The sequence below is a fragment of the Sphingomonas pseudosanguinis genome (assembly GCF_014196255.1).
Taxonomy (GTDB): domain Bacteria; phylum Pseudomonadota; class Alphaproteobacteria; order Sphingomonadales; family Sphingomonadaceae; genus Sphingomonas; species Sphingomonas pseudosanguinis.
Genome location: NZ_JACIDH010000002.1, coordinates 153,036 through 170,915, shown reverse-complemented (window position 1 = coordinate 170,915; position 17,880 = coordinate 153,036). Strand labels below are relative to the sequence as shown.

The window sequence follows — 17,880 nt, the reverse complement described above, 5'->3', positions numbered from 1 at the left end:
AAACCCCTTGCTCAGCCCTGTAGGGCCATGACGTCGCGGTGCAGATCGGCAGGGATCACCACCCCGTCGGCCAGCGACTTGGCCCGCGCGGCATAGCGGCGTGAAGACGGCAGCCGCGCCCCCTGCCCCGTGATGGCGTCGAACATCGCCTCCGCCCGCGCCTGATGTTCGGGGAGAAGATCACCTAAGAAGCCCTTGGGATCAATCGCGATAATCAGCTCGCCTCCCAGTGGCGAGCCACCGCGACCGGCGTCCCGGTCGATCGACTCGCGACTGGTCATATCACCGATCAGCGGCCCGGCGAGCAGCTCGACCATCGCCGCCAGCGCCGATCCCTTGTGCCCGCCGAACGTCCGCATCGCCCCCGACAGGATCGCGGCGGGATCGGTGGTCGGCCGACCATCCGCATCGACCCCCCAATCATCGGGCACGGCCTTGCCGGCGCGGCGATGCAGCTCGATCTCGCCGCGAGCGACCATGCTGGTGGCGAAGTCGAAGACGAAGGGCGGCCCATCGGGGCGCGGCCAGCCGAACGCGATGGGGTTGGTGCCGAACACCGGCTCGGCCCCGCCCGACGGCGCGACCCAGGCATGGCTGGGCGTGAAGGCCAGCGCGACGAGGCCTTCGTCGGCCAGCTCCTCGACTTCGGGCCAGAGTGCGGCGAAGTGAACGACATTGTTCAGCGCCAGCGCGGCGATACCGTTGGCCCGTGCTTTTTCGATGAGGGCGGGCTTGCCCGTCTGAAAGGCGAGCTGCGCGAAGCCACCCCCACCCTCCACTCGCACCAGCGCGCGGGCAGGGTGCGACAGGACCGCCACCGCATCGGGCACCACCACGCCCTTGTTGATGCTAGCGACCGCGACGAGCAGCCGATAGATGCCGTGCGACGCGCAGCCGTCGCGCTCGCCCGCCACCATCGTCTCCGCAACCGCCTCGGCATGGGCGGGCGCCAGTCCCGCGCCGAGCAGCTTGGCGCGCGCCAGCGTCCGCAATTCGTCCAGCGTCATCGCCACACCGCTCATGCGGTCACGCCCTTCTTGGCGGTGAACAGCCGCATACCGAAGATCGGCCCGGCGCTGCTGCGGTCATGCGGCACGACGCGGATACGGACATTCTGCTTGCCGCGCGTCAGCGCCTCGGGCAGCGGATATTCGACGTCGAAGAACTGCCCCGGCTTATCGGAATCAAGACGTTGTGTAGCGATCTTCACATTGTCGACCAGGATGTCGAAGTCGCGCTTGCGCTCATCGCCCCAATAGATCGCTTGCAACACCAGCGGCCCCGGCTTCACCGCCATGGTGAATTCGAAATAGCCGCCCGACCGCGCATCACGCCCCTGACGTCCGCGATAGGAGACGGGGTAGGAGATGTCCGAGGTAAGCTTATGATCGCGCTCGGGTTGCATCTCGCCCAGATGCATGACGTCGACCGAGCGCGCGGCGATGTCGCGTGCATGCGCCTGCTGCGCCAGGAACGCGGTTTCTTCCGCTTTCCAGCCGCTTTCGGTGAAGCGCTTGAAATAGACGGCGCTGCGCCGGTCATATTGGCTGAAAAAGGGCACGAAGGTCAGGTCAGCGGGGCGGAACACGCCGCTGGCGACATAGCGCGCCGTCGCCGGATCGGTCGGGCGGAAGGCGGTCAGCGGATTGGCGCCGACCATCGCCGGATCGGGCGAGTCCCAATCCTTTTCCCTCGGGCCGAGATCGGCCGCCATCACCATCGCCCCGCGCACCACCGCCACGACGCTGTCGTCGCCCGGAGTCGGCTCGACCCGCAGGTCGAGCGGCAGGCGGATCGCCACCGTGTCGCCCGCCTTCCACCGGCGATCGATGACGGCATAGCCGCGTTCGAACACCGGGGTGACCGGTTTGCCATTGACCTCGACCGCCGCCTGGCCATGGGCCCAGCCGGGCACGCGCAGCGCCACCGGGAAACGTCCCGCCCGGTCCAGCCGGGTAAAGGCCAGCTTCGCCGCCCCCTCCATCGGATAGGCGGTGTCGAGCGTCAGGGTCGCACCGCGCTTTTCCCACCGCGCTTCGGCAGGAATGTAGAGATTGACGAGCAGCGTCTCGCCGCCCTGCCAGAAGATCGACTCGCCATGCTTGGCATGGCTCTCCATGCCTGAGCCGACGCAGCACCAGAAGGCATCGTCCTTCACGGTCGAGAAGTCGCGCGCCATGCCGGTCATCAGCGGCGTCATATAGGTGAAGCCGCCATGCGCGGGATGCTGCGCGGCCATGACGTGGTTCAGATGCGCGCGCTCATAATAGTCGAACAGCGCGCCGTCCGGCCGCCAGCCATAGAGATGGCGGGTCAGCTTGAGCATATTATAGGTGTTGCAATGCTCGCACGTCTGCTCGGTGATGTGGCGGGCGATGGTGTCGGGCGCGGAGAAATATTCGCGGTCGGCATTGCCGCCGATCACATAGCTGTGATGCCCGGTGACCGTCTCCCAGAAAAAGCCCGCGCCGGCGGCCGGCGCGGGCTTGGCGGTGATTTCATGGATACGCGCCAGACCGATCAGCTTGGGCACCTGCGTATTGGCATGGAGGTTGGCGAGTTGATCCTTGCCCGCGACGAGCGGGTCGAGGACCTTGTTGTCATAGATGCGCTCGGCCAGCGCGAGCCACTGGCGGTCGCCGGTCCGCTGATAGAGTTCGGCGAAGCTGTCGTTCAGCCCGCCATATTCGCAGCCCAGCACCTCCTGCAGCCGCGCATCATCGAGCGCGGCGAAGACCCGCGCGAAATAGCCGCCCAGCTTGACCGCCACGTCGAGCGCCTGCGGGTTGCCCCAGCCGCCATGGATGTCGAGCAAGCCGGCGAACAGCTTGTGGACGGTATAGAGCGGCGACCAGCTGCCGTTCAGATCGAAGCCCCCCGACTTGATCTTGCCGGCCATGATCTCTGGGAAGATTTCCTCGCCATCGACGATCGTACCGTCAGGCCGCTTGCGCCCCAGCGCGCCGACATAGCCGGTGCCGCGCTTGGCCTGCGCCTCGGCCAGTTCGGTGACGATATAGTCCGCGCGGCGACGCATCTCGGTATCGCCGGTCTGCTGCCAAGTCAGCACCAGCGCCGACATGTAATGGCCCAGCGTGTGCCCTGCGATCGTGTCGCTCTCCCACCCGCCATAGATCGCCGCCTTGGGCTTCAGCCCCGCATAGAGACGGAAATTATGGAGCAGCCGGTCGGGGTTCAGCCGGTAGAGATACCCTCGGTTCGTTTCCACCGCCGTCGCATAGATGGACGGTCGCAACCGGACCGCGGCGAGCGGCAGCGGCTCGGCCTTGTCGGGCAGGATCGTCCCCGCCGCCATCGCCCGTACGGGCACCGCCCCCACCATCGCCACCGTCGCTGCGCCGCGCATCCATTCGCGCCTGTTCGCCTGCCGCATCTTGATCTCCCCGAAATACTGTATACCGTATCGGCTCTGCGGGAGGGGGTCAATCGCCAGTGCGCGATGCACCAATATCCCATGAAATTAGGGAATTAGCCATGCGTCGCCTGCCGTTTCGCTATCTGTCACTCACGCTCGCGACGCTGGCCATCGCCGCAACCGACCCCGGTGGCGGCTCCTCCGCCGCCCAGAAAAAGACGGCGGCCAAAGCCTCGGCCATGAAGACGATCCGCGTCGGCGGCTTCCTGTTGCGGCTCGACCCGGCCAGTCAGACGGCGCGTGGACTGTCGCCGGTTTCGACCCCCGATTTCGACTTTCTGCCCATCGGCCGGGCCGCCGAACGGTCGGGCAACCGCTATAACCATCTGGGCGATATTCACCTGAAACTGCGCAGCGGCACAGGGGCGTGGCGGGACTTCTCGTCGTCGCGCCAGCGTGTCCCGGTTCGCGCTCTCCCCGCCTCGCCCGGCACGGTCGCGGCCGCCGACATCACGGCGTCGATGGGGGCCGGCCTGCCGCTCAGGATCGTTCGCGAATGGGTGAAGGACGGCAACGGCCCGGCGCTGCGATTTACCCTAACCAACACGTCGGCCCAGCCGGTCGAGATCGGTGCGCTGGGCATGCCGATGACGTTCGACAACATCATCACCGATCGCGATCTGGAGCAGGCGCATGCCAAGGCCAGCTTTGCCGATCCCTATATCGGTCGCGATGCGGGCTATGTGCAGGTCACGCGGCTGAACGGCGCCGGCCCCGCGCTTCTGGTCCTGCCCGAGCGCGCCACCCCGTTGGAGGCCTATGTCCCCATCCCGACGCTGCGCGAGACGGGCGGCAAGGCGGTAATCGTCGAGGCGAGTCCCCGCGCGCAGACCTCGGAAGGCTTTTACGACTGGACGGTGGCGAGCACCGCCTATGCCCAGAGCGACTGGGCCAAGGCCGGCAAGCCCTGGAACGATCCGACGAGCATCCGCCTGGCCCCCGGCGAGCGCCGCACCATCGGGCTGCGCTTCGTCACCGCGCCCAGCATCCGCGCGATCGAGCCGACGCTGATGGCCGAGAAGCGTCCCGTCGCGATCGGCGTGCCCGGCTATGTCGTGCCCACGGACATCGATGCGACGCTGTTCGTCCGCGCGCCCTCGGCGATCACGGGGATCGACAGCTATCCGGCGGGCGCGCTGACCGTCAAGACGCAGGAGGCAAAGCCCGGCTGGACCCGGCTGGCGGTGCGGGGGCATCAATGGGGCCGTGCGCGACTGACCCTGCGCTATGCCGACGGCTCGGCGCAGACGGTACAGTATTTCGTTACCAAGCCGCTCGAACAGACCATGGCCGATCTCGGTCGCTTCTCGACGACGAAACAATGGTTCGAGGGCAAGGGCGATCCCTTCGGCCGCAGCCCCGGCATCCTGACCTATGACCGCGAGGCGAACCGCATCGTCACCGCCGATCCGCGCGTCTGGATTTCGGGCATGAGCGACGAGGGCGGTGCGGGCAGCTGGGTTGCGGCGATCATGAAGCAGCTCGACAATCCGGACGCCGCCGAGATCGCGCGGATCGAGCAGATGGTCGACACGACCATTGTCGGCCGGCTCCAGGTCGCCGAGGGTCCGCAGGCGGGCGGCGTCAAGAAGAGCCTATTCTATTACGATCCCGCCGCCTTACCCAATCTCTATCAGCCCACCAAGGAGTGGCAGAGCTGGACCTCGTGGAAGAAGGATCAGGCCGACGATCTGGGCCGCGCCTATAATTACCCGCATGTCGCGGCGGGGCATTGGGTGCTCTATCGCACCGCGCGCAACCATCCCGACCTGACGCGCGTGCATGACTGGCGATGGTATCTCGACCATGCCTATGAGACGATCGTCGCGATGATGCGCGACGCGCCGCATTATGCGCAGTTCGGGCTGATGGAGGGCGATGTCTTCGTCGACATCCTGACCGATCTGAAGCGCGAAGGCTGGACCCAGCAGGCCGCGACCGTCGAGGGGTTGATGAAGGCGCGCGCCGATCACTGGAAGACGCTGCGCTATCCTTTTGGCAGCGAGATGGCGTGGGATTCGACCGGTCAGGCGGAAGTCTATGCCTGGATGCGCTATTTCGGATACGGCCCGCAGGCCGACGTCACCCGTGAGGTGATCCTGGGTTACGATCCATCGATCCCGCACTGGGGCTATAACGGCAATGCGCGGCGCTATTGGGACTTCCTCTATGGCGGCAAATATCCCCGGCTCGAGCGCCAGATCCATCACTACGGTTCGACGTTGAACGCCGTGCCGCTGTTCGACTCGTTCCGCCGCAATCCCGCCGACATGCACCTGCTACGTGTCGCCTATGGCGGGCTGATGGGCGGGATCACCAATATCGATCAGCAGGGCGCATCCTCGGCGGCCTTCCACAGCTGGCCCGACAAGATGGATTGGGACCCGTATAGCGGCGACTATGGCATGGGCTTTTTCGGCCATGCCTATGCGGCGGCGACCTATCTGGTGGACGATCCCACGCTCGGCTGGCTGGGCTATGGCGGCAATCTGCTGGAAACCGGGGAGACGATCCGCATCGCGCCCAAGGACGGCGCACGCAGCCGGCTGTTCATCGCCCCGGCCGGACTATGGCTGACGCTGGAGGCGGGCAAGTTCGCCGAGGCGCGCTACACGCCCCGAACCGGCGAAGTCCGGCTGGTCTTCGATCCGGCCCAGCCGCAGACGCCGAACGCGCGCCTGTTCGTCGACACCACGACGCCGAGCGGGCGGAGCTATCGCCCGGATGGCGGCACGCTCGAGCGGGGCGGTTACACCATTCCGCTGTCGCCCGGGGCCTCGGTCATCGCGCTGAAGCCCAGATAAGCGTGTAACTGGCGGACGAGCGGACCGTCGGCGGGGGGCATGGGCCAGAAGGCCATGTCCTCCGGCCGGCACCAGACCAGTCCGTCCGCCTCCAGCGCGCGCGGCGTTCCCGCCCAGTCGCGGACGACATAGAGCATCAGCAGCAAGTGGCGATCGGCCAGCGGTTCGCTCGCAAAACCGGCCGGCTCCAGAGCGGCCGGAGAGACGGCGATGTCCAGTTCCTCTAGCAGTTCCCGGACGAGCGCGGCCTCCGGCGTCTCGCCCTGCTCCAGCTTGCCGCCTGGAAACTCCCACAGGCCGGCCAGCGCCTTGCCCTCGGGCCGTTGCTGAAGCAGCACACGCCCCGCATCGTCGACCAGTGCAGCGGCGACCACGGGGAATAGCGGATGACCGGGATGTTGCGGGATAGTCATTTGTTAACCCTATTCCTTTAGCGTCGACCGCGATGAACATGCTTACGATCCTGTTCAAGCGCCTTCACGGCGTCGCGACCGACCGTCGCGGTGCCACGGTCGTCGAATATGGCCTGGTCATCGCGTGCATCATGCTGGGCATCTTCGCCGTGCTGTCGCAGATCGGCGTCAATCTGGCGGGCGTTCTGTCCTATCTCGGCGACCGGCTGGGCGCTGCACTCCGCTAGTTTATTTTGCACCGATCCGGCCCGAGTTAAATATTCGTCAACCAGTCCGCGCCTAGGGTGCGTGGGCTGATCCGGCGCTCCGGTTCAGTTGGGTGACTGCACGTTTTGATTCGGACGGAGACCGGAATGACTACCCTTCGCAAGATGATCAAGAACAGCAAGGGCGCAACGGCCATCGAATATGGCCTGATCGCTGCTCTGATCGCTGTTGCTGCCATCGGCGCCATGAAGACCCTCGGCACTTCGCTGAATGGTCTGTTCACTGGTATCAACACCAAGCTTGATGCAAACAAGCCGAGCTAATCGAGCTAATAGCGATAGAAACATTTCATCGCTAAGTGCTTGAATAACGAAAGGGCCGACGCCGCTATCTGCGATCGTCGGCCCTTTTGTATAAGACTATCAATAGGCGTTCGTTAGAACAGCTCTTAAAGCCGCCCCATTGCTAGGAATTTGGCAGCGCGGCCGCGCTTCAGTTCGTCACGGCCCAGGCCGTTCAACTCACCGAGCGCCTTCTGGATCGCATCGCCCAGATTGGCGATCGCGCCGCCCGGATCGCGGTGGGCGCCGCCGACTGGCTCGGTCACGATCGTGTCGATGACGCCGAAATGCTTCAGGTCCTGCGCGGTGACGCGCATCGCCTCGGCCGCGTCCGCCGCCTTGTCGGCGGTGCGCCACAGGATCGAGGCGCAGCCCTCGGGGCTGATCACCGAATAGACCGCATGCTCGAACATCAGGACGCGGTTGCCCGCCGCCAGTGCCACCGCGCCGCCCGAGCCGCCCTCGCCCACGATTGCCGAGACGACCGGTACGCCCGCCGCAAGGCAAGCCTCGGTCGAGCGGGCGATGGCTTCCGCCTGGCCACGCTCTTCGGCCTGGATGCCGGGGAACGCGCCCGAGGTATCGACCAACGTCACGATCGGCAGGCCGAAGCGATCGGCCAGCTCGACCAGACGAATCGCCTTGCGATAGCCCTCAGGCTTGCCCATGCCGAAATTGTGGCGCAGCCGGCTGGCGGTGTCCTCGCCCTTCTCATGGCCCAGCACCATGACGCGCTGGCCGCGAAACTGGGCGAAGCCGCCCATGATCGCCTGGTCGTCGCCAAAGGCGCGGTCGCCGGCGAGCGGAACGAACTCATCGAACAGCCCGGCGACATAATGCTTGAAGTGCGGGCGCTGCGGATGACGGGCGACCTGCGTCTTCTGCCACGGGGTCAGCTTGGCGAAAGTATCGCGCAGCAGCTTGTCCGATTTGGCCTGAAGTTTGGCGATCTCCGCGCCGATATCCACCGCGCTGTCGGCGGTCGTGTCGCGCAGTTCGTCGATCCGGCTCTGCAGCTCGGCGATCGGTTTCTCGAAATCGAGGAAGCTCGTTGACATAATAGCGTAGCGCCTAGGGGCGGTTGATCGGAAAATCAACGAGCGGGTGACGGGCATTGACCAGTTCGACCAGCCGTGACGCCTCGACATGGGTATAGATTTCGGTCGTCGCGATGTCGGCATGGCCCAGCATCGCCTGCACCGCGCGAAGGTCCGCCCCCCCGCCCAGCAGATGCGTGGCGAAGGCATGGCGCAGCACGTGCGGGCTGATCCGGTCGGGCGGGATGCCCGCCTCCGCCGCCAGCGCCTTGACCAGCTGATAAAGGCGGATGCGCGACAAATGCCGCTTGCCGCCGGGAAACAGCCAGGCCTTGTCGGCGGGCACATGCATCCGCCACGCCGCGACCGCCGCGCGCGCGCGGTCCGAAATCGGCACCATCCGCTCCGCCCCACCCTTGCCGCGCAGGATCAGGAAGGGCCGGTCGGGATGGATCGCATGGCGAGGCAACGCCACCAATTCGCTGGCGCGCAGACCCGATCCGTAGAGCAACTCGATCAGCGCGGCGAGGCGCAGGTCATGCGGGGCGGGATGCGCTACCTCGACCCGCTCGGCGATCGCGGCGAACAGGCGGTCGATGTCGGCATGGCTCAACACCTTGGGCAGCGAGCGACGCTGGCCGGGGCGCGGCAGGGCGCTGGCCGGGTCGTCGGCGCGCAACCCCTCTTCGTGCAGAAAGGCGTAGAAGCGCCGCAGGGCCGCCGCCTTGCGCGCGACGGTGGTGGTGGCAAGGCTCGACCAGCTTTCGGACAGGCGGCGCAGGGCCGTTTCGTCCACGTCGGCCAACCCGCCCATCGCCTCGCCCGCCAGCGTCAGGTCGGAGCGATAGGCGGCGATGGTATTAGCCGCCGCCCCCGCCTCCGCCGCCATCATTTCGAGGAAACGGTCGACGAGCGCCCGGTCGCCAGCGGTCATGCCCGCGCGATCGCCTCCGCCGCGATCATCCGCGCCTCGGCATCCAGCCCCACCGAGCGCAGCGCCTCGACCATCCGGTACAGCGCCTGGGGTGGCACCCCGCGCCAATTGCCGGTCTGCATGCCGACCGCGCAAAGCAGGACGACCATGCCGGTCCGGCCATCGGCCACCGCCTCGTCCATCGCCTCGGTCCACGCATTGCGCTGCCCGATCCGCACGTCGAGTGCCTCGGCCCCGCGCTCGGTATCCGCACGGCTCAGCCTGCCCAGCCCGGCCATGCCGGCAAAGAACAGCTGCTGCTTGAACTTGGCATCGCCCGATCCGGCATAGCTGGTGATCATATCATAGCCGACGCCGCTCAGATGATCGGGGTCGGCGAGCGCGATCATCGCCCAGCCATCGCCGCCCTCCTTGACGGCCCCGGCCCAGCGCGCGGCGCTGCGGTCCAGACCGGCGGACAGCATCGAGGCGACCAGTCGATCCGCCTCCGCGCGGTCCGCGACCACCGGCAGGCGTGCCGCCGCGCGGGCGGTGAGGATCAGCCGCCCATAGGGGGTACGTGCCGCGTCCCCCCAAAGCGAACGGATCGCCGCCAGCCGCGCATCCTCGTCATTGCCGCCATAAGCATTGGCCAGATCGTTGGCGACGGCGGACTGGGCACGGCTGCCCTGCTCGTTATCGGCAAGCCCGGCATAGAAATCGACCAGCGCGACGTTGGACAGGACGCCGAAGCTCGCCGCCTGATCGACCATCGCGGCGCGTTCGGTCGCGGCGACGGTGGGCGAGGTCGCCAACCAGCCGCGCACCTGCGGCCCGACATAGGAGATATAATCCTCGGGGATCGTCACCCCGGTCGCGGTGGACAACCCGAAACGCCATGTCGTCAGCCGATCGATGCCCGCCCATTCGACCGTCACCGCGCGGCGTCCATTGGCGCCCGAGCCCATCAGCTTTTCGGCGAGCTTCAGATCGAAATCGTCGGTGATCCGCTGGCGGCGCACCTGGCGCAACAGCGTGCTGCCCCGCGACGCATCGCCGACCAGCGCGGCGCACATCGCCTGCGCGACGCGGTATCCGCCCAGCCCCGTCACCGCCGCGCCGCGATCGGCCAGCGGGCACAGGCCGGCCGGGTCGCTCGAGGCGAGCAGCGCATTGATCGCCACCTGATAGAGTTTGGGCGTGTAATTGCCGGCATCGACCGACTGGACGACCGCGCGGGCGACCTGCGCCTCGCCCATGCGCAGGAGCAGCCAGGCGCGTTCGGCCGCGAAGTCGGCGCCGTTCACGCCGCGCGGCGTCTCCATCTGCGCGGCCAGCGTGCGGCGGAGCAGGATCGACATCCAGCGCGACGGCAGGGGTGCCGACAGTCGGCGCATCAGCACTTCCGCGACGCGGCCATCGGCGCCCGCAAAGACATCCGCGCCCAGCGCGCCCTCGCGCGGTCCCGCCGGCCCGACGACCGCCAGCGAGCGCCGGGCGGAGGCGGGGAGTTCATATTCGGCGAGCGTGGCCGGATCGATCGTCGGCGTCGGCGTCGGCGTGGCCGAGGGTGTCGCCACCGGTGTCGGCGTGGCCAGCGAGTCGATCAGCGCCCCGACCGCATCGGCGTGCGTCGGCCGCGGTGTCGGGGTGGTCGCGGGCGCCGGCGCCGCCGTGCCGCTCGGCCCCGGCCTGGGGGTAGCGCGCGGCTGCGTCGGGGCCGGCGACTGGCCGAACCCGGGGGGCAATAGTGATTCGGGACGGTCCTGCGCCGCGGCGAGTGCCGCCGCGCCCGCCATCAGAAGTGCGACGGCCCGGGGCAGATGGCGAAAAGCGCGACCGCGCTTATTGCAGGTTGCCAAGCGCAACCGCCTTTTCGACCTGGGTCGTCGGCCGCTCGCTGGCCCGGCCGGACAGGAAGAACAGCCCACCGACGATGATGACCAGCAGGATGATGAGCGAAACGACGGTACGGGACATGAAACGCAAAACCTTATAATGGACCCGTGAAAGCCCGGTCGGTGTTGCCGGGCGCGCGCCTGCTGTATAGCGCAGACGGCAATGTTGCAAAGCCACAACCCTGTTGATTCAAGCTGGACCGGTTCACCCATCGTGCTCGTCGGGCTGATGGGCGTGGGCAAGTCGACCGTGGGCCGTCGCCTGGCCAACCGGCTGCGCGTGCCCTTCGTCGATGCCGACCATGCGATCGAGGAAGCCGCCGGCATGAGCGTGAACGAAATCTTCGCGCAGTTCGGCGAACCCTATTTCCGTGACGGCGAGCGGCGCGTGATCGCCCGCCTCGTCGACGGCCGGCCCAAGGTGATCGCCACCGGCGGCGGCGCGTTCATCAATGACGAGACGCGCGCGCTGATCTTGGAACAGGCGACCGCGATCTGGCTCAACGCCTCGCCCGAGGTGCTGGCCGAACGCGTGCGCCGCCGCGACACGCGCCCACTGCTGCGCGGGAAGGACCCGCTGAAGGTGTTGCGCGAGCTGTCGGCGGTGCGCAACCCGATCTACGCGCTCGCGCCCATCCATGTCTCCAGCAAGCGGGGGCCGCACGAGGCCACCGTCAACGCCATATTGAAAGCCATCGGACGATGAAGACCGTCACCGTGTCGCTGGGCGACCGCAGCTATCCCATCCACATCGAGGCCGGACTGCTGCCGCGCGCCGCCGAATTCCTGGCGCCCGTCTCGCGCGGCCGACGCATGGCGATCGTCACCGACGAGAATGTCCGGCCCCACCTCGCCACGCTCCAGGCATCACTAACCGCCGCCGGGGTGGAGAGCGAAGCGATCGTCCTGCCGCCGGGCGAGAAGACCAAGAGTTGGGCGATGCTGGAGCATGTCTGCCACCGGCTGCTGGAACTGGGCATCGAGCGGTCGGATCATGTCATTGCGCTGGGCGGCGGGGTGATCGGCGATCTGGTCGGTTTCGCCTGCTCGATCGTCAAGCGTGGCTGTCGCTTCGTGCAGATTCCGACGACCTTGCTCGCGCAGGTCGATTCGTCGGTCGGCGGCAAGACCGCGATCAACACTGCCGCCGGCAAGAACCTGATCGGCGCCTTCCACCAGCCCGCGATGGTGCTGATCGACCCGGACGTGCTCGACACGCTGTCGGCGCGGCACGTGCGCGCGGGCTATGCCGAGGTCGTGAAGTACGGGCTGATCGACGACTTCGCTTTTTTCGAATGGTGCGAGGCGAACGCGCCTGCGCTGCTGGCAGGCGATGCCGATGCGCGAGTGCATGCGATCGCCCATTCGGTGGCCGCCAAGGCGCGGATCGTCGCGGCCGACGAGCATGAGACGAACGGCATCCGCGCGCTGCTCAACCTCGGCCACACCTTCGGTCATGCGCTGGAGGCCGAAGCCGGTTTCTCCGACCGGCAGCTCCATGGCGAGGGCGTGGCGGCGGGCTGCGCGCTCGCCTTCCGCTATTCGGTGCGCAAGGGCATTTGCGAGAGGCAGGACGCCGAGCGGGTGGCCGCGCATCTGCGGGCGGTCGGCCTGCCCGATGGGCTGGCCGCCGCCGGGATCGATGCGCCCTCCGCGACGTTGGTCGAGCATATGAAGCATGACAAGAAGATGGCGGCAGGCACCCTGCCCTTCCTGCTCGCCAAGGGCATCGGGCGGACCTATCTCGACAAGACGGTCGATTTGGCCGACGTCGCTGCCTTCCTGGACGCGGAAGCTCGCTGATGCCCAATGGCGTTCGCAAGCAGGATCTGCCGAGCAAGACATGCCCAGCCTGCGGACGCCCCTTCACCTGGCGCAAGAAATGGGCGCGGGACTGGGATCAGGTCGTCTATTGTTCGGATGCGTGTCGACGGAAGCGCTGAGATCGGCCCGTGGCCTTCGACTTCGCTCAGGCTGAACGGAGGTTGGTACTGAGTCCCGTTCACGCTGAGCGAAGTCGAAGCGCACGCCCCGCCCTATCCCCGCACCGATTTGCCCGCCGCCAGCGCCCGTTCCCGACCCTCGCGGTGCCCGATGATCTTGGCCGGATAATCCTTCGGCCGGCACCCCGCTTCGTCCGGATCGTGGATGGCGGCGTCGGACAGCCCCTTCAACTCGGGCACCCACTCCCGGATATAATCCCCCGCATCGAATTTCTCCGACTGGCTGAGCGGTGCCATGATCCGGCCGAACATATTGGCATCGATCCCCGTACCCGCGACCCACTGCCAGTTGACCGAGTTGTTGCCGTAATCCGCATCGATCAGACAGTCCCAGAACCAACGCTCGCCTTCGCGCCAGTCGATCAGCAGATGCTTGATCAGAAAGGAGGCGGTGATCATCCGCACCCGGTTGTGCATCCAGCCCGTCGCCCAGAGCTGTCGCATGCCGGCATCGACGATCGGATAGCCGGTCCGCCCGGTCTGCCACGCCTTCAGGTCCTTCTTCGCCTCGGCACCTTTACGCCAGGGCATCTTGTCGAACGCGTCGCGACCGTTGCGATCGGCATAGTCCGGGATCGCCATGACGACGCCGTCCGTGAAGTCGCGCCACGCCAGTTCCTTGCGAAACGTCTCGGTCTCCGCCGTCCGGTCGAGCGCGTGCCAGACGGCGCGCGCAGACACCTCGCCGAAATGGAGATGTGGCGACAGGCGCGAGCTTCCCTCCTCGGACGGCATGTTGCGCGCGGTGTCATAAGCCGCCGCTTTCTCAACGAAGTCCGCCATACGCTCGCGCGCCGCCGCCTCGCCGGGGACCCAGTCGGCATCGAAGCCGGTCGCCCAGTCGGGCTTGGTGGGCAACAAATCCCAATCGTTCAGCGTCTCGCTCTTGGGCCATTTGGTGGGGGCCGAGAGCGTCTTGGGCGGATCAAGGGGATGCTCGGGCGGCACATGACCCTGCAACCCCTTCCAGAAGGCCGAATAGATGCGGAACGGCTTGCCGCTGCCGGTTGTCACCAGTTCGGGCCGGGCCAGATGGTTGCCGTCGTGCAGGCACAGCCGATCACCCAGCGCCTCTTCCGCCTTGCGCCACCAGGGTTCGTAATGGCGGATGGCGTGAATCGTCTCCGCCCCCGTCTCTTCGATGAGCGCTTCCAGCACATCGACCGCGCTGCCCCGGCGAAGGACCAGCCGGCTCCCCAGCCCCTCCAGGTCCTTCGCCAGCGACGTCAGGCTGTGGTGCAGCCACCAACGCTGCGCGCCGCCCATCCGCCAGTCGCCGGGCGTATCGTCGTCGAGGATATAGACGGGAATGACCGGCCCCGCCTCCGCCGCCGCCAACAGAGCCGGTTGATCGTGAAGGCGGAGGTCCTGGCGAAACCAGACGATATGCGGCGATGTCATCCCCGCGCTACGCGCCGAGGGGCAAGCGGTTCCGCGCCGACAATTTTTGACCCAGGGTAAGAATGGCGGCCACATGCCGCTCGGCGATCGCCATGACGTCGTCGCCATAACCGCCGCCCACCGTGCTCGCGAGCGGCAGGTTCCGGGCCAGCGCCAGGTCGGCGATCAGCGTATCGCGCGCCACCAGCCCCGCCTCGCTGACCGCCAACCGGCCGAGCCGATCGCCGGCGAAGGGATCGACCCCGGCCTGGTACAGGATCAGATCGGGCGCATGCTCGTCGAGAAAGGGGATCAGGGTCGTCGCCAGCTGCTCCAGATAGCCATCGTCATCCACCCCGTCCGGCAACCCGACATCCAGCGTCGAGCGAGCCTTGCGCGCCGGGAAATTCTTCTCGGCATGGATCGAATAGGTGACGATGTCGGTCCGTCCGGCGGTCAAGGCGGCGGTGCCGTCGCCCTGATGCACGTCGCAATCGACGATCGCGATCCGGCCGACCGTCCCTTCCTCGACCAGTCGCACCGCCGCGACCGCCAGATCGTTGAAGATGCAATAGCCGGCCCCCGTATTGGCCAGCGCGTGATGGCTGCCCCCGGCCGTATTGGCGGCAAAACCATGCTCGATCGCCAGCATCGCTGCCGTCGATGTGCCGCCCGGCACGGCGCGGGCGCGATGCGCGACCTGTTCGGTGATCGGGAAGCCGATGCGCCGGGTCTTTTCCGGCGGCACCCGCGCCTCCAGCACTTCGGCGACATAATCGGGGTCATGTACCGCCTCCAGCCAGACGGGCGGAATCAGCGCGGGCTCGGTCCAGGCGATGACATCACCCTGCCCGCGCAACAGGTCGCGGATCGCGCCATTCTTGCCCCAGCGATAGGTCGAGCGTGCGGGGGCCTCGGTGACATAGGCGGGGTGATGGACGACATGGATCATGACGCCTAGGTAGGAAGCCATGACCCGCGATAGGAGGCCCCAGCGGCCGCTGCCCGACCTGCGCGCCGATGTCGCGCGGTTCCTGGGCTATTACAACAATCTGCCCGGCCCGCCGCATCACGAACTCGGCCCCGAGGCGGCACGACGGATGATGCGTCAGGCGCGCGATTTGACCGACCCGCCGGTGGGGCCGCTGGCGGTCGACCGGGCCTTCACCATCGCCGGTCCGCATGGGTCCATACCGGTCCGGCTGTTCGACGCCGCGCCTGCGCCCGCGCGCGCGCCGGGACCGGTGGTGCTGTTCTTTCACGGCGGCGGTTTCGTGATGGGCGACATCGACACCCATGCGCCGCTCGCCGCCGAGATCGCGCGACAGCTCGACCTCCCCGTCCTGTCGGTCGATTATCGGCTGGCCCCCGAACATCCCTGGCCCGCAGCCCCCGAGGATTGCGAGGCGGCCGCGCGCTGGCTGGCGGCCGACGACATGGCGACCGGCCTGATCGTCATGGGCGATAGCGCGGGCGGCACGCTGGCGACCGTCACCGCGATGCGGCTGCGCGACGATCCCGCCGCCGTGCCGGTGATCGCGCAAGGACTGCTCTATCCCGCCACCGATATGGGCCGTGCGCACCCGTCGCTGCGCGATTTCGCCGAGGGGCATTTTCTGACACGCGCGATGCTCGACTGGTTCGTCGCCTGTTATGCCGCCGACCTCACCGACATCCGCGCCGCGCCGATGCGGGGCGATCTGGCGGGTATGCCGCCCGCCGTCATCATGACCGCCGAATACGATCCGATCCGCGATCAGGGCCGCGCCTATGCCGCCGCGCTCGTCCGCGCCGGTGTCGCGGTCACGTTTCAGGAGGCCAGGGGGACAATCCACGGCTTTGCCACCCTGCGCAAGGCGATCCCCTCGGGCGTGCAAGATCTCGCTGCATTCCTGCTTGCTTTGCGCGCGATGATCGTCGAGGCGGATAGCGCCCGTGCGAATGGACAATAGTCATGACCGATCTCCCCTATCGCCCCTGTGCGGGCGTCATCCTGATGAACCGCGACGGCCGGGTCTTTGTCGGCCAGCGGATCGATTCGACGCTGGAGGCGTGGCAGCTGCCCCAGGGCGGCATCGATCCCGGTGAGGATGCCGAGACGGCGGCGCTGCGGGAGCTGTTCGAGGAAACGGGCGTCACCGCCGACAAGGTCGAGCTGATTGCGCGCGCACCGCGCGAGCTGACCTATGACCTGCCCGAGGACATGATCGGCAAGGTGTGGAAGGGCAAGTGGCGTGGCCAGCGGCAAAGCTGGTTCCTGTACCGCTTCCTGGGCGAGGACAGCGATGTGCGGATCGAGACCGAACATCCCGAATTCCGCGCCTGGCGCTGGAGCGAGCCGGCGACGCTGCCGGCGATGATCGTGCCCTTCAAAAAGGCGCTGTACGAGGAACTGCTGGTCGTCTTCGCCGACCATTTCGCCGCAGCGGGTGGCGATGCCGCCATTCCCGGCGGCGGGCAGAACGCATAAGGCATAGGGCCATGACGACGCGTCTGCTGCTGCTTCCCCTGGCCTTTGGCCTGCTGGCCAATGCGGACCCGAACGATCCCGATCCCGCGCTGATCCCGCCGCAGATCCGGGCGATGCTGGAGGCCGCGATCGCCAGCGGGAACGAGACCGACATCACGACGGTCGTCAAATATGCGCGCAACGCGGTGCCCGAGGCCGCCGATGCGATCGACGCGATGGCCGATGTCTGGCGCGACGAAAAGACCGCGAGCCGCAGCCGCACGCTGCGCGAGGCGAGCTTCTTCGACCTGTGGAATGGGCGGGTCGAGCTGGGCGGGTTCGCGACCACGGGCAACAGCCGCAATATCGGCCTGACCGGCGTCGTCGACCTGACCCGCGAGGGCCTGCGCTGGCGGCACAAGCTGCACCTGCAGGGCGATTATCAGGAGAGCTTCGACGTCACGAGCCGCGAGCATTATGTCGCGTCCTACGAACCCAATTTCAAACTGAGCGCGAACAACTACGTCTATGGCGCCGCGCAATATGAAAGCGACCGGTTCCTCGGCTATTTCAACCGTTTCTCCGCCTCGTCGGGTGCGGGCTATAGCGCGATCCGCAAGCCGCGCGTGACGCTCGACGTCGAGCTTGGTCCGGCCTTCCGGCACACCGAGTTCACCGACGGCCGGATCGAGAGCGCCCTGGCCGCGCGCGGCAATCTGAACTTCGCGTGGAAGCTGACGCCGGCCATTTCGTTCAACCAGAACGCCTCGGCCTATGTCCAGAAGTTCAACAGCACGGTCAGCGCCAATTCGGCCTTGAACGCCAAGCTGTGGGGGCCGCTGTCGGCGCAATTCTCCTACAATGTCCAATATGAAAGCGAGCCGCCCGCCGGCCGCCAGACGACGGACACGATCAGCCGCGCCTCGCTGGTCTACAGCTTCTAATTTGCCCGCCGGGGTTCACCTGAACCCCTCGCATGGCCTAGGCTGTCCGTCATGG

General features: G+C 67.1%; 18 protein-coding genes. 9 read left to right on the top strand and 9 right to left on the bottom strand.

Annotation, left to right across the window (positions count from 1 at the left end; genetic code table 11):
• Positions 1-11 precede the first annotated feature (11 nt).
• Both GGR48_RS04880 and GGR48_RS04875 read right to left on the bottom strand, forming a co-directional pair.
• A complete protein-coding gene (locus GGR48_RS04880; protein WP_183950767.1) occupies positions 12-1,022 on the bottom strand; it encodes an Ldh family oxidoreductase in 1,011 nt (336 codons plus the stop codon).
• Positions 1,019-3,394, bottom strand: a complete 2,376-nt coding sequence (locus GGR48_RS04875; RefSeq protein WP_338110491.1) for a beta-L-arabinofuranosidase domain-containing protein — start codon at positions 3,392-3,394, stop codon at positions 1,019-1,021. Before GGR48_RS04875 ends, GGR48_RS04880 begins: the two co-directional genes overlap by 4 nt.
• A 101-nt stretch (positions 3,395-3,495) precedes the next feature.
• Here GGR48_RS04875 and GGR48_RS04870 point away from each other — a divergent pair, with 101 nt between their 5' ends.
• Positions 3,496-6,240 (top strand): DUF5695 domain-containing protein, encoded by a 2,745-nt coding sequence (locus GGR48_RS04870; RefSeq protein ID WP_183950766.1) that lies wholly within the window; start codon positions 3,496-3,498, stop codon positions 6,238-6,240.
• On the opposite strand, the gene GGR48_RS04865 is transcribed toward GGR48_RS04870, so the two are convergent.
• Complete coding sequence (locus tag GGR48_RS04865; RefSeq protein WP_183950765.1) at positions 6,186-6,653, bottom strand: (deoxy)nucleoside triphosphate pyrophosphohydrolase; 468 nt, start codon at positions 6,651-6,653, stop codon at positions 6,186-6,188. The two genes, GGR48_RS04870 and GGR48_RS04865, sit on opposite strands and share 55 nt — an antisense overlap.
• Before the next feature lie 32 nt (positions 6,654-6,685).
• On the opposite strand from GGR48_RS04865, the gene GGR48_RS04860 reads away from it, so the two are divergent.
• The gene (locus tag GGR48_RS04860; protein ID WP_183950764.1) at positions 6,686-6,880 is read left to right on the top strand and encodes a Flp family type IVb pilin; all 195 of its coding nucleotides are present in this window, start codon (positions 6,686-6,688) and stop codon (positions 6,878-6,880) included.
• A gap of 126 nt (positions 6,881-7,006) precedes the next feature.
• A complete protein-coding gene (locus tag GGR48_RS04855) occupies positions 7,007-7,183 on the top strand; it encodes a Flp family type IVb pilin (RefSeq protein ID WP_183950763.1) in 177 nt (58 codons plus the stop codon).
• Positions 7,184-7,308: 125 nt separating this feature from the next.
• On the opposite strand, the gene GGR48_RS04850 is transcribed toward GGR48_RS04855, so the two are convergent.
• The 4 genes from GGR48_RS04850 to GGR48_RS18285 are packed head-to-tail and all read right to left on the bottom strand — an operon-like array spanning position 7,309 to position 11,131.
• Entirely contained in the window at positions 7,309-8,259 is a 951-nt protein-coding gene (locus GGR48_RS04850) for an acetyl-CoA carboxylase carboxyltransferase subunit alpha (protein ID WP_183950762.1), read from the bottom strand.
• A 13-nt stretch (positions 8,260-8,272) separates the two neighbouring features.
• Positions 8,273-9,172, bottom strand: a complete 900-nt coding sequence (locus GGR48_RS04845; RefSeq protein WP_183950761.1) for a tyrosine recombinase — start codon at positions 9,170-9,172, stop codon at positions 8,273-8,275.
• Positions 9,169-11,013 (bottom strand): hypothetical protein, encoded by a 1,845-nt coding sequence (locus tag GGR48_RS04840; protein WP_240455983.1) that lies wholly within the window; start codon positions 11,011-11,013, stop codon positions 9,169-9,171. Before GGR48_RS04840 ends, GGR48_RS04845 begins: the two co-directional genes overlap by 4 nt.
• The gene (locus tag GGR48_RS18285; protein WP_276207995.1) at positions 10,997-11,131 is read right to left on the bottom strand and encodes a hypothetical protein; all 135 of its coding nucleotides are present in this window, start codon (positions 11,129-11,131) and stop codon (positions 10,997-10,999) included. The genes GGR48_RS04840 and GGR48_RS18285 overlap by 17 nt, the downstream gene beginning before the upstream one ends.
• Before the next feature lie 81 nt (positions 11,132-11,212).
• On the opposite strand from GGR48_RS18285, the gene GGR48_RS04835 reads away from it, so the two are divergent.
• The 3 genes from GGR48_RS04835 to GGR48_RS04825 are packed head-to-tail and all read left to right on the top strand — an operon-like array spanning position 11,213 to position 12,992.
• On the top strand, positions 11,213-11,755 hold the full coding sequence (locus GGR48_RS04835) for a shikimate kinase (protein WP_183950760.1): 543 nt from the start codon (positions 11,213-11,215) through the stop codon (positions 11,753-11,755).
• The gene (gene aroB / locus GGR48_RS04830) at positions 11,752-12,852 is read left to right on the top strand and encodes a 3-dehydroquinate synthase (protein WP_183950759.1); all 1,101 of its coding nucleotides are present in this window, start codon (positions 11,752-11,754) and stop codon (positions 12,850-12,852) included. The genes GGR48_RS04835 and aroB overlap by 4 nt, the downstream gene beginning before the upstream one ends.
• Positions 12,852-12,992, top strand: coding sequence for a DUF2256 domain-containing protein (locus GGR48_RS04825; RefSeq protein WP_183950758.1), 141 nt, complete (start codon positions 12,852-12,854; stop codon positions 12,990-12,992). The genes aroB and GGR48_RS04825 overlap by 1 nt, the downstream gene beginning before the upstream one ends.
• A 93-nt stretch (positions 12,993-13,085) precedes the next feature.
• Here GGR48_RS04825 and GGR48_RS04820 read toward each other — a convergent pair whose 3' ends face one another.
• Entirely contained in the window at positions 13,086-14,453 is a 1,368-nt protein-coding gene (locus tag GGR48_RS04820; protein WP_183950757.1) for a cryptochrome/photolyase family protein, read from the bottom strand.
• A 7-nt stretch (positions 14,454-14,460) separates the two neighbouring features.
• Entirely contained in the window at positions 14,461-15,384 is a 924-nt protein-coding gene (locus GGR48_RS04815) for a histone deacetylase family protein (protein WP_183950756.1), read from the bottom strand.
• Between the two features lie 19 nt (positions 15,385-15,403).
• On the opposite strand from GGR48_RS04815, the gene GGR48_RS04810 reads away from it, so the two are divergent.
• Genes GGR48_RS04810 through GGR48_RS04800 form a run of 3 tightly spaced genes read left to right on the top strand, consistent with a single transcriptional unit; the run spans position 15,404 to position 17,825 of the window.
• The gene (locus GGR48_RS04810; RefSeq protein WP_183950755.1) at positions 15,404-16,384 is read left to right on the top strand and encodes an alpha/beta hydrolase; all 981 of its coding nucleotides are present in this window, start codon (positions 15,404-15,406) and stop codon (positions 16,382-16,384) included.
• A 2-nt stretch (positions 16,385-16,386) separates the two neighbouring features.
• Positions 16,387-16,902, top strand: a complete 516-nt coding sequence (locus tag GGR48_RS04805) for an RNA pyrophosphohydrolase (RefSeq protein ID WP_183950754.1) — start codon at positions 16,387-16,389, stop codon at positions 16,900-16,902.
• Between the two features lie 11 nt (positions 16,903-16,913).
• Positions 16,914-17,825, top strand: coding sequence for a DUF481 domain-containing protein (locus tag GGR48_RS04800; protein ID WP_183950753.1), 912 nt, complete (start codon positions 16,914-16,916; stop codon positions 17,823-17,825).
• Positions 17,826-17,880: the final 55 nt, after the last annotated feature.

What these genes read in the sequence shown, in the direction of transcription:
- GGR48_RS04835 (WP_183950760.1), top strand. Translation starts at nt 11,213, where the DNA reads ATGTTGCAAAGCCACAACCCTGTTGATTCAAGCTGGACCGGTTCACCC.
- GGR48_RS04845 (WP_183950761.1), bottom strand. Translation starts at nt 9,172, where the DNA reads ATGACCGCTGGCGACCGGGCGCTCGTCGACCGTTTCCTCGAAATGATG.
- GGR48_RS04800 (WP_183950753.1), top strand. Translation starts at nt 16,914, where the DNA reads ATGACGACGCGTCTGCTGCTGCTTCCCCTGGCCTTTGGCCTGCTGGCC.
- GGR48_RS04870 (WP_183950766.1), top strand. Translation starts at nt 3,496, where the DNA reads ATGCGTCGCCTGCCGTTTCGCTATCTGTCACTCACGCTCGCGACGCTG.
- GGR48_RS04880 (WP_183950767.1), bottom strand. Translation starts at nt 1,022, where the DNA reads ATGAGCGGTGTGGCGATGACGCTGGACGAATTGCGGACGCTGGCGCGC.
- GGR48_RS04860 (WP_183950764.1), top strand. Translation starts at nt 6,686, where the DNA reads ATGAACATGCTTACGATCCTGTTCAAGCGCCTTCACGGCGTCGCGACC.
- GGR48_RS04850 (WP_183950762.1), bottom strand. Translation starts at nt 8,259, where the DNA reads ATGTCAACGAGCTTCCTCGATTTCGAGAAACCGATCGCCGAGCTGCAG.
- aroB (WP_183950759.1), top strand. Translation starts at nt 11,752, where the DNA reads ATGAAGACCGTCACCGTGTCGCTGGGCGACCGCAGCTATCCCATCCAC.
- GGR48_RS04855 (WP_183950763.1), top strand. Translation starts at nt 7,007, where the DNA reads ATGACTACCCTTCGCAAGATGATCAAGAACAGCAAGGGCGCAACGGCC.
- GGR48_RS04815 (WP_183950756.1), bottom strand. Translation starts at nt 15,384, where the DNA reads ATGATCCATGTCGTCCATCACCCCGCCTATGTCACCGAGGCCCCCGCA.
- GGR48_RS04810 (WP_183950755.1), top strand. Translation starts at nt 15,404, where the DNA reads ATGACCCGCGATAGGAGGCCCCAGCGGCCGCTGCCCGACCTGCGCGCC.
- GGR48_RS04875 (WP_338110491.1), bottom strand. Translation starts at nt 3,394, where the DNA reads ATGCGGCAGGCGAACAGGCGCGAATGGATGCGCGGCGCAGCGACGGTG.
- GGR48_RS04825 (WP_183950758.1), top strand. Translation starts at nt 12,852, where the DNA reads ATGCCCAATGGCGTTCGCAAGCAGGATCTGCCGAGCAAGACATGCCCA.
- GGR48_RS04805 (WP_183950754.1), top strand. Translation starts at nt 16,387, where the DNA reads ATGACCGATCTCCCCTATCGCCCCTGTGCGGGCGTCATCCTGATGAAC.
- GGR48_RS04820 (WP_183950757.1), bottom strand. Translation starts at nt 14,453, where the DNA reads ATGACATCGCCGCATATCGTCTGGTTTCGCCAGGACCTCCGCCTTCAC.
- GGR48_RS18285 (WP_276207995.1), bottom strand. Translation starts at nt 11,131, where the DNA reads ATGTCCCGTACCGTCGTTTCGCTCATCATCCTGCTGGTCATCATCGTC.
- GGR48_RS04865 (WP_183950765.1), bottom strand. Translation starts at nt 6,653, where the DNA reads ATGACTATCCCGCAACATCCCGGTCATCCGCTATTCCCCGTGGTCGCC.